Origin of the sequence: Phenylobacterium sp. (assembly GCF_036402295.1) — a bacterium.
In the GTDB taxonomy this organism is placed as follows: Bacteria; Pseudomonadota; Alphaproteobacteria; order Caulobacterales; family Caulobacteraceae; genus Phenylobacterium.
In genome coordinates, this window is sequence record NZ_DASWTE010000366.1 from 1 (window position 1) to 8,792 (window position 8,792).

9 protein-coding genes are annotated in these 8,792 nt (G+C 72.4%); 3 read left to right on the top strand and 6 right to left on the bottom strand.

Translation table 11 applies throughout. From position 1 onward, the window contains the following. Both VGD44_RS21620 and VGD44_RS21625 read left to right on the top strand, forming a co-directional pair. On the top strand, positions 1 to 709 hold a 709-nt coding region (locus VGD44_RS21620; protein WP_331090450.1), incomplete at its 5' end, for an efflux RND transporter periplasmic adaptor subunit. Positions 710 to 784: 75 nt separating this feature from the next. After that, complete coding sequence (locus tag VGD44_RS21625) at positions 785 to 1,339, top strand: cytochrome b (RefSeq protein WP_331090451.1); 555 nt, start codon at positions 785 to 787, stop codon at positions 1,337 to 1,339. Positions 1,340 to 1,399: 60 nt separating this feature from the next. Here the strand turns inward: VGD44_RS21625 and VGD44_RS21630 are convergent, their stop codons facing one another. From VGD44_RS21630 to VGD44_RS21650, 5 genes are all read right to left on the bottom strand, one after another. Beyond that, complete coding sequence (locus tag VGD44_RS21630; RefSeq protein WP_331090452.1) at positions 1,400 to 1,681, bottom strand: hypothetical protein; 282 nt, start codon at positions 1,679 to 1,681, stop codon at positions 1,400 to 1,402. 66 nt (positions 1,682 to 1,747) lie between these two features. Then, positions 1,748 to 2,395, bottom strand: a complete 648-nt coding sequence (locus VGD44_RS21635) for a BON domain-containing protein (protein WP_331090453.1) — start codon at positions 2,393 to 2,395, stop codon at positions 1,748 to 1,750. 156 nt (positions 2,396 to 2,551) lie between these two features. Beyond that, the gene (locus VGD44_RS21640; RefSeq protein WP_331090454.1) at positions 2,552 to 3,157 is read right to left on the bottom strand and encodes a DUF6448 family protein; all 606 of its coding nucleotides are present in this window, start codon (positions 3,155 to 3,157) and stop codon (positions 2,552 to 2,554) included. Positions 3,158 to 3,361: 204 nt separating this feature from the next. Continuing rightward, positions 3,362 to 3,538, bottom strand: a complete 177-nt coding sequence (locus tag VGD44_RS21645; protein WP_331090455.1) for a hypothetical protein — start codon at positions 3,536 to 3,538, stop codon at positions 3,362 to 3,364. A gap of 266 nt (positions 3,539 to 3,804) precedes the next feature. Beyond that, positions 3,805 to 4,209 carry a hypothetical protein gene (locus tag VGD44_RS21650; RefSeq protein ID WP_331090456.1) on the bottom strand — a complete coding sequence of 135 codons (405 nt, stop codon included), beginning with the start codon at positions 4,207 to 4,209 and terminating at the stop codon, positions 3,805 to 3,807. Between the two features lie 5 nt (positions 4,210 to 4,214). On the opposite strand from VGD44_RS21650, the gene VGD44_RS21655 reads away from it, so the two are divergent. Next, the gene (locus tag VGD44_RS21655; RefSeq protein ID WP_331090457.1) at positions 4,215 to 6,731 is read left to right on the top strand and encodes an HAD-IC family P-type ATPase; all 2,517 of its coding nucleotides are present in this window, start codon (positions 4,215 to 4,217) and stop codon (positions 6,729 to 6,731) included. Here the strand turns inward: VGD44_RS21655 and VGD44_RS21660 are convergent. Then, positions 6,728 to 8,792 (bottom strand): bifunctional acetate--CoA ligase family protein/GNAT family N-acetyltransferase (locus VGD44_RS21660; protein WP_331090458.1); only part of this gene is annotated, 2,065 nt, incomplete at its 5' end. The genes VGD44_RS21655 and VGD44_RS21660 overlap by 4 nt on opposite strands.

The window sequence follows — 8,792 nt, forward strand, 5'->3', positions numbered from 1 at the left end:
GGCCGCCCGCGCCGCAGTTCGCGCCGCGGCCGCCCTGCTCGGTGTCCGCCGCTCCGAGCTCGCCGCCGCCCGCTCCGCGCTGCTCGGCCCGGAGGCGGGCGGGGGCCGCGCCGTACCGGTCACCGCCCCCGCTTCGGGCTACGTCACCCGCGTCCTGCAGGAGAGCGAACGCAACGTGCCAATGGGCGCACCGCTCGTGGAGATCGGCGACCAGAGCGGCCTGGAAGCCGCGATCGAGTTCCTGACCCAGGACGCCGTGCGCATCCGCGAAGGCATGCGGGCCGAGGTGTTCGACTGGGGCGGGGAGGGGACGATCCCGGCGGTCGTGCGGCGCGTGGAGCCCCAGGGCTTCACCAAGGTGTCCGCCCTGGGGGTCGAGGAGCAGCGGGTGCTGGTGCTGCTGCAGTTCGAAGGCCGTCCCGACCGGTGGTCGCGGATCGGGCCCGGCTACCGACTCTGGGGGCGCGTGTTCCTTCGCCAGGAAGGCCGGGCCGTGAAAGCGCCGCTGGGCGCGCTCGTTCGGGCGGACGGCGGCTGGGCGGTGTATCGCATTGCGGACGGCCGGGCGCGCCAGACGCCGGTCATGGTGGGCGCCATGACCGATCGCGAGGCGGAGATTCGGAAGGGCCTCAGCGGGGGCGAGCGCCTCGTGGTCTTCCCTTCCGACAAGGTGGTGGACGGCGTGCACGTGCGGGAGCGCATCCCCTGACCGTCCGGCTTGCGCTCGATCAAGGCGCGGGCTCCGCCGCCGCCATCTGCTCGAAGTGACTGCAGGAGCTTGCCCATGCCGATCCGAAACACCCGCGCCGCCTACGGCTGGGCCGCCATCGCCCTGCACTGGATCAGCGCCATCGGCGTCGCCGGTCTCTACCTACTGGGCGAGCGGATGGAGGAGGCGTCCGGACGTGTGGAGAAGCTCGCGGCGCAGAACCTCCACGTGTCGGTCGCCGTCCTGCTGTTCAGCTTCCTCCTGGCGCGCCTCCTGTGGAGCGTCTCGCAACCCGCGCCCCGCCCGCTCGAGCGCAGCCGGATGCTGCAGCTCGCGGCCAAGGCCGTGCAGGGTCTGTTCCTGCTGATGATCGCGGTGCTCCTGATCACCGGGCCGCTGGCGATCTGGTCCGCCGGCCGGCCGATCGAGGTGTTCGATGTGCTCGCGATCCCCAGCCCGTTCCCGGCCCGCATCGATTGGCTTCACGAGGCCACCGAGGAGATCCACGGCGCGGCGACCAGGCTGTTCTGGCCGCTGATCGCCCTGCACGTGGCCGGCGCGCTCAAGCACCTGCTGCTGGACCGCGACGACACCCTGCGACGGATCCTCTGGGTCCGCAGCGCGCCGTGAAGTCTGCGGCCTGGTTGGCCGTGCCTCGGCCTGCGGCGGACCAGGCTCCAGCGCCGCGTGTCAGCGCGGCTTCGCTTGTCGCAGTATCAGCCCGAGCGTGTTGAAACACAGGGCGATCAGACCGCCGAGAACCGCCCCGAACAGAACCGCCCAGCCCAGACCCGTGGCGATGCTGCTTGGGCTCTGCAACTCCTGGGTCGTGAAGAAGCCCACCATGCGCCGCGAGGCCGGGATGTCGGCGATGGCGACGCCAAACCAGCAAAGCAGGAAGAATAGCCCCAGCACCACAGCGCCCGTGAGCGTGCAGTGGAAGACGCCAAGACGAGAGGTTGAACTGCGCATGGAATTGCTCCGGACGTTCTGGAAGGCGAACGCGCCGGCGTCATGGGGCGCCGGCGCCGTCCACCGTCAGAAGCTGACCATGATCCGATCGTCGACGGACTTGACGCCAGGCGCCGCCCAGGCCGCCCGTTCGATGATGTCGCGTTCGAACCAGGCGCGCACCTTGCCGTCCAGCTTCACCTTGTCGCCCTCCACGGTGACGAGGATCTTGTCGGCCTCGATCTCGGCCTGCCGCTCCAGGGCCGCCTCGATCCGGCGCTTGACGTCGGAAGCTTGGGCCTGCGGCTTCACCATGATCGCGTTGACGACGCCACGGATGCCCTGCAGGCGCCGGATGCTCTGTTCAGCCGCCTGCCGCTGATAGGCCCAGTTCACGTCGCCACTCAGCGTCACCACGCCGTTCTCGACCTTCACCTTGATCACGTTCTTCGGGATGGTGACGTCCCACTCGAGGAGATTGGCCACCGCGTTGGCGAGGCCCTCGTCCGTGAAGGCCTTCGCAGACAGGCGAATCTCGAGGTCCTCGACGTACCCGCGCACGCCCTTCACCCGCTTGACCGCCTTTTCGGCCGCGCCCTTCTGGGCGTAGTTCGCCACGTGGCCGACCAGTCGCACGATCCCGTTTTCGACCGTCACGCCGATGTCGGCCGCATCGATGCTGGGTTCCCACTCCAGCTCGTCGGTGACGAGCTTCTTCAAGACCTTGTCGTCCATCTCAGTTCTCCGCTCTTGGCCGGGACGGCCAACCTCACGCTGCGCCCGCCCGAGAACCCTGCGTTGACCACAATCAACCCGTCACGCCGGAACCAACCAATTTGCTTGCGCTCCAGCCGTAGATGCCAGCGTGGGAGTGAGGCAGAGCAGCGCCTTCTAGTCCTGGTGATGGTCGCCCGCAGCGCCCAGCGCCGCTTGTCGAATGCCCTCCGCGAAGGTCACGAAAGCCAACTCCGCGCGGACACGCTCGCGCACTTGCGCGACCTCCGCCGGCGTCCTCGCCTCTGCAGGAGCTTCCTGCGTCTCCCGAACATGCGCCAGGCGCTCCGAGAGCGCGTGTTCGACCTGAGCCTGCAGCACCGCCTTGAGCTTCGCGAGGTCTCCGCTCGCGACGGCGGCCTCCGCGGCGGGAATTGCAGGCCCGGCATCCAGTCCTGCCGGCCTCAGCCCCGTGTAGCTCACCCCTTCACCCACGCGATGCAGGCGCACGACAGTTTCAACGAAGCTCAGGTCGGCGATCGTGCGGGCCTCCGCGCCCAGGCCACGCACCCTGCGGGACTTGTCGAACGCGGCGCGGATCTCCGCCTCCGCTGTGGCCGGGGCGTAGGGCAGCACAAGGTTCACGTTCCCGGCCTCCAGCGCTCTTTGCGCCGCCATGGCCACGGGTCCATCCAACGTATCGCAATGGGCGCGGGCGTTCATCGGCGCAAGGCAAAGTCCGACCCCGATGAGCATGCCCAGGAAGGCTGGCTTAGCGGTCATCTCGGCGTCTCCCGATGGGATTGCAAAATCTAACGACGGGAGCTCCGACCGCCTTGATCGTGGTCAACGAGCGGGTTCACCACGACCATGCCGAGGTATCGCTCCAGTCCGTCCGGGGTCTTGCCAGGTAGCGCCGAGCAGGGACGACGCATGGCGCGGCTGGGCAGGCGACGCCTTGCGGCTGATCGCCGATCCATCTCGTCGTCAGGAGCCGGCCTTGCGCCCGTGCGACGCGGCCGCGGGCTCCTGATCCAGCTCCTTCTTGAGCTCAGCGACTTCCGCCGCCAACAGGGCCTCGATCGTCTTGCGGCGCTCGGGCGACAGCGGCGTTTCGAGCAACGCGCGGAACCGGCGGATATTCTCGGACGCGACATAGTTCATCGCGGCCTCCCCTCGTCCTGACGGCAGGGAGTTTACACCCGCTGCCGCCCGGCGGCATCACAACATTCGCGCGGCTCAGGTTTCGACCGGCCGCTCCCGGCGGGGCGGGACCTCGGCCAAGTCCAGCGCCGCGCGCAGCTCCGCCTCGGTCCGGTCCGCCGCCTTCGATTTCCAGGAGATCGGCAAGCCTGGAAGCGCTCGGCCACAAGCGCAATGGCTGGGAGATGGGGCGGCCCGCCGGGCGGCGACCGGCTCCGCCGCCGACGTCATGCGTCGTTGAGCAGGGGCGCGGTCACGCCGGCGTCCTTGAGCCGGTTGGCCGTCGCCTGGCTGCAGAGGTCGAGGCTATCGGCGAACAGCCGCGTCTGCGCGTCGACCAGCGCGGTCGGTCCCGTCGCGCGGCTGAGCACCGTGAGGTAGTCGCCCCAGGCGCTGCACGCCGCGCACCAGAGGGCCAAGCCCTCCCGGGCCACGCCGAAGGCGTCCCAGGGGTCGAAGCTCGCCGACTCGGCAAGGGCGGGCTCGGGGCGATCGGCTGCGGTCGACGTGGGCATGGCGGGTCTCCTGTCGCCCGCCACGATGCGCCGGACGCCGCGGCCGGCCTTGATGCCGATCAAACCGCCGACCAGGGTGATCGCGATCAAGGCGGTCGCTGCCGCCGCGTGGACCATGGCCCATGTCTGCAGATTCCACCGCCCCACTCGGGGGTTCGGTCGTCCGCGACCTCCAGGGCCTGTCCGAGGCCGAGGCGGCGCGCCGCCTCGCGCAGGATGGGCTCAACCGCCTGAGCGCGCCGCGGCGGCGGCGGCTGCCGCAGATCGTGCGCGACGTGCTGCGCGAGCCCATGTTCCTGCTGCTGCTGGCCGCCGTGGGCTTCTATTTCGTCCTGGGCGACATGGCCGAAGCCGTCTTCCTGCTCTTCGGCGCGTTCGCCACCATCGGCCTGGTGGTGGTCCAGGAGGCGCGGAGCGAGCGCGCGCTCGCGGCGCTGAAGGCCCTGGCCGAACCGACCGCACGGGTGATCCGTGACGGCGCCGAGCGCCGCATCGCCGCCGCCGAACTGGTCCGCGGCGACCTGGTCCTGCTGGGCGAGGGCGGCCGGGCGCCGGCGGACGGAGTGCTCGTGGCCGGTGACGTCCTCTCCATCGATGAGTCGGTCCTAACCGGGGAGTCGGCGCCCGTGGTGCGCACCCCGCTCGCCTCCAAGGAAACGCCGGAAGGCGCCGAAACGCCGGAGCATGCCAGCATCTCCGCCGGCGGCCTGCTGGTGCGGGGCCATGGCCTCGCCTGCGTGACCGCCACCGGCCCGGCCACCCGGCTAGGCCAGATCGGCGCCGCGCTCGCCGACGCCACCGAACCGCCGACGCCGCTGCAGCGGACCACCCGACGGCTGGTGGGGGTGCTGGGCCTCTGCGCCCTCGGCCTCTCGGGTGCGGTCCTGGTCGCCTACGGCCTGCTGCGCGGCGACTGGATCGCCGGCGGCCTCGCGGCGCTCACCGTGGGCATCGCCCTGATCCCCGAAGAGTTCCCGATGGTCCTGGCGGTCTTCCTGGCCCTGGGCGGTTGGCGGCTCGCCAAGGGGCAGGTGTTGGTGCGGCGCACGGCGGCGATCGAGGCGCTGGGCGGGATCAGCGTGCTCTGCGTCGACAAGACCGGGACCCTGACACGCAACCAGATGAGCGTCGCCGCCCTGTGGTCCGCGGAGGCCGGCCGGGAGGTCCCAGGAAGCGACGGCGCGGGCGCCGCGCTCCTGCAGGCCGCGGTCCTGGCGTCGGCGGTCCATCCCCTGGATCCCATGGACCGGGCCCTCCACGCGGAATGCGCCTGCGCTCGGAGCGACCTGCCGCTGCGGTCCTTTCCCCTGCGACCCGATCGCCTCGCCTTCATCCAGGCCTGGGCCGGCTCCGCCGGCGACGTCCTCTATGCGGCCAAGGGCGCGCCGGAAGCGGTGTTCGACCTCTGCCGGCTGGGGGCAGGCGAGCGGACTGCAGCCGAGGCGGCGGTGACCGCCTTCGCGCGGCGAGGCCTGCGCGTGCTGGGCGTCGCCCAGGCGGAGCGGCCCTCGGACGCGGGCGGCGATCCGGGCGGCGAGGTGTTCCGGTTCGACGGCCTCGTGGCCTTCGAGGATCCCGTGCGCGAGGACGTGCCGCCGGCCCTCGCGGCCGCCGCCACGGCCGGGGTGAAGGTGGCGATGATCACCGGCGACTTCCCCGACACGGCCCTGGCCATCGCCCGCGACGCCGGGCTCGACGCCTCCGGCGGCGTCCTCACCGGCGCCCAGCTGCAGGCGCTGGCCGACGGCGACCTGCGCGAGGCGGTGGCGCGGGTGCGCGTCTTCGCCCGGGTCGCGCCCGATCAGAAGCTTCGTCTGGTCCGAGCGCTGCAGGCCAACGGCGAACGGGTCGGCATGTTCGGCGACGGCGTGAACGACGCGCCGGCCCTGGAAGCGGCGGATGTCGGCGTCGCCATGGGCGGACGCGGCGTCGACGTGGCGCGCGAGGCGTCGGATCTGATCCTGCTCGACGACCGCTTCGCCTCCGTGGTTGCCGGGATCGCCGAGGGCCGGCGCATCTTCGCCAACCTGAAGGCCGCGCTCGCGTACCTGGTCGTGGTGCACATTCCGATGGCCGGGCTGGCCCTCCTGCCGCCCCTCCTCGGCGTCCCACCGGTGCTCTTCCCCATGCAGGTGGTGCTGCTGGAGCTGGTGATCGACCCGATGTGCGCCCTGGTGTTCGAGAGCCGCCCCGCGGCGGGCGACGCCATGCGTCGTCCGCCGCGGGTGGCCGCCGCCTCGCTGCTGTCACCGCCGCGGCTGGTGGGGGCCATTGCTCAGGGTCTGCTTCTCCTGGCTGGCGCCTTCGGCCTCTATCTCGCCCTGTTGCGGGGCGGCCAGGACGCCACCGCAGCCCGAGCCGCCGCGTTCGTCTTCGTCGTCGCCGCCAACCTGGGCGCGGCCGCGGTACTCGCCGGCGCCGGAACGCGGGGCGAGGGGCGTCAACGCATGGCCTTCGCCGCCATCGCCGGTCTCGCGGCTGCCGGCGTCGCGGCCGCCCTGACGGTCCCTCCGCTGGCGGAGCTCTTCGTGTTCAGCACGCCGTCGCTCGCCACCAGCGGGACGGCCGCGGGCATCGGCCTGGCGGCGGGCCTTACGGTCGCTGCGGCCGGCCGCCTGCGGCGCCGGGCCGTCGCCTAGGAGCGGCCCAGTTCGTCAGTTGCCTCGCCGACGGGCCTCACCACACAGACGCGCGAGAACTCAGCCGGGCTGCCGTCGGTCGCGAAGCCCAGGTCGCGCGCCAGGCCCAGCATGCGGACGTTCCCGCGCGCGACGTTGCCCCACACTTCCCGAAGCCCCCGCGAGGCGGCGTAGTCGAGCAGGGCCTGCAGCAGAAGCCGCCCCAATCCGCGGTTCTGGTGGTCGGTGCGCACCATGAGGGCGAACTCGGCCGTGTCGCCCTGCGGGTCTTCGATCAGCCGTCCGACGCTGAGCAACTCGCCGTTGGCCGCCTCCGCGACCAGAGCCATGTGCCGGTCGTAGTCGATCTGGCTGAGCCGGGTGGCGAGGTCGGGACTGAGATGCCGCATGCCGCCGCAGAACCGCAGGTGGACGTCCTCCGGCGCACAGCGGTCGATCATCTCGATCAGCCGCGGCGCGTCGGCGGGCCGGATCGCCCGCACGCGAAGCGTCTCGCCATGAAACTCGATCTGGCGGCTGAGCTGGGACGGGTAGGGGAGGATCGCCGATCTCGCCGTCGTCGCGTCGGGCCGCCGAACGGCGACGCGCGCGTCCAGCGCGAGCGCGCCCTCGGCGTCGCAGAGCATGGGGTTTAGGTCGAGCTCGGCCACCTCCGGCAGGTCGGTGGCGAGCCGTCCCAGGGCCACGAGCACGCGGACGAGCGCGTCGAGGTCCGCCGGCGGCCGGTCCCGGAAGCCGGCCAGCAGGCGCGAGATCCGGGTGCGGCCGATCATGTCGCGGGCGAGGGTCGCGTTGAGCGGGGGCAGGCCGAGCGCGCGGTCGGCCAGCACCTCCACCGCCACGCCGCCGTGCCCGACCACCACGACCGGCCCGAACGTTGGATCGCGGACCAGGCCGGCCAGCATCTCCTGCGCCTTCGGGCGCTCGAGCATGGGCTGCACGACGAAGCCTTCGAGGCGCGCCCGCGGCCGGGCGGCCGCGATGCGGGCGAGCATCGCCTGGGCCGCGCGTTCGGTGCGGACGCCGCCCGAGAGGCCGAGCTTCACGCCGCCGACGTCGGACTTGTGGCTGATGTCGCGGGATAGGATCTTCAGCGCCACCTTGCCACCCAAGGCCGCCGCGATCTCGCCGGCCTCGACCGGCGTGCGGGCGACCCGCGCCTCCAGCACCGGCACGCCGTAGGCCCGCAGCAGGCCTTGCACCTCGAGCGGCTCGAGCGCGGTTCGGCCCTCCGAGAGGGCTTCGGCAACGATCTGCTGCGCCCCTACGAGATCGACGGCGCCCTCGTCCCCACCGGGGGCTTCCACCAGCTGCTCGCGCAGGCGGTGGGCCTGATCCAGCCGCGCGAAGCTCCGAACCGCCGCCTCCGCCGTGAGGAAGCTCGGAATCCCCTCCGCGGTCAGCTTCCGGCGCGCGTCGGCCACGCTGGCGTCGCCGAGCCAGGCCGCCAGGACGGGCTTGCCGCCCGGCTGCGCCGCGGCCGCGGCGATCACCGCCTCGGCGGCCAGGGCGCTGTCGGCGACGGCCGTCGGGCAATTGATCGTCAGCACGGCCTCCACCTCGGGAGCCGCCAGGAGCGCGGCCAGGCTGCGGGCGTAGAGGTCGGGCCCGGCGTCGCCGAGGATATCCACCGGATTGCCGCTCGCAGCGTGCGCCGGCCCGATCCCGCGCAGGGCCGCCTGGGTCGCGGGCGACAGCCTGGTCGGCCGTCCGCCGCAGCGCTCCAGCGCATCGACGGCCAGCACGCCGGCCCCGCCGCCGTTCGTGAGGATAGCGAGGCTGCCCGGCGCGGCGGCGGGAGCCCGGTCGAACAGCAGGGCGGTGTCCAGCAGTTCGTCCAGCCCGTCCACCTGCAGCACCCCGGCGCGCCGGAAGGCGGCGGCGTAGACCGCATCGGCGCCGGCGAGCGCCCGGGTGTGCGAGAAGGCCGCCTGGGCTCCGGCCTGGCTGCGGCCGCCCTTGACCAGGATCACCGGCTTGGCGCGGGCGGCGAAGCGCGCCGCGCTCATGAACTTGCGCGCGTCGCGGAGGCTCTCGATGTAGACCAGGATCGCACCGGTG

Coding starts and splice junctions, on each gene's coding strand:
- VGD44_RS21625 (WP_331090451.1), top strand. CDS start 785: ATGCCGATCCGAAACACCCGCGCCGCCTACGGCTGGGCCGCCATCGCC.
- VGD44_RS21630 (WP_331090452.1), bottom strand. CDS start 1,681: ATGCGCAGTTCAACCTCTCGTCTTGGCGTCTTCCACTGCACGCTCACG.
- VGD44_RS21635 (WP_331090453.1), bottom strand. CDS start 2,395: ATGGACGACAAGGTCTTGAAGAAGCTCGTCACCGACGAGCTGGAGTGG.
- VGD44_RS21640 (WP_331090454.1), bottom strand. CDS start 3,157: ATGACCGCTAAGCCAGCCTTCCTGGGCATGCTCATCGGGGTCGGACTT.
- VGD44_RS21645 (WP_331090455.1), bottom strand. CDS start 3,538: ATGAACTATGTCGCGTCCGAGAATATCCGCCGGTTCCGCGCGTTGCTC.
- VGD44_RS21650 (WP_331090456.1), bottom strand. CDS start 4,209: ATGGTCCACGCGGCGGCAGCGACCGCCTTGATCGCGATCACCCTGGTC.
- VGD44_RS21655 (WP_331090457.1), top strand. CDS start 4,215: ATGTCTGCAGATTCCACCGCCCCACTCGGGGGTTCGGTCGTCCGCGAC.